This window comes from Methylobacterium nigriterrae (assembly GCF_037106235.1).
Lineage (GTDB): Bacteria > Pseudomonadota > Alphaproteobacteria > Rhizobiales > Beijerinckiaceae > Methylobacterium > Methylobacterium nigriterrae.
On sequence record NZ_JBAWTG010000830.1, the window covers coordinates 1 to 275 of the forward strand.

A 275-nucleotide genomic window follows, 5' to 3' on the forward strand; every position below is an offset into this window, starting at 1 on the left:
CGTCGCCAGTACCGCGCGGCTGTCGGCGCAGAATATTGCATTCAACGAGGTGGCGCGCCGTGCGATCCTGACGGATCCTGATTTCTGTGACGGCGACTACTATGCGCACGGGGTGGTTCCCGTGAATGGCCTTTCAGTCGCGCGCATGGTGGGCCACATCACTTATCAGTCCGACGAGGTCATGGCCTCGAAATGCGGGCGTACCCAGCGCAAGCCAGAGGCCAACGGCCGCTACCACTATAGTTACGATGTCGAGTTCGAGGTGGAATCCTACT

At 60.0% G+C, this 275-nt stretch carries 1 pseudogene; it reads left to right on the forward strand.

The features are described from left to right. Positions 1–275, forward strand: a pseudogene (locus tag WDW90_RS39330) (homoserine O-acetyltransferase); the annotation flags it as partial.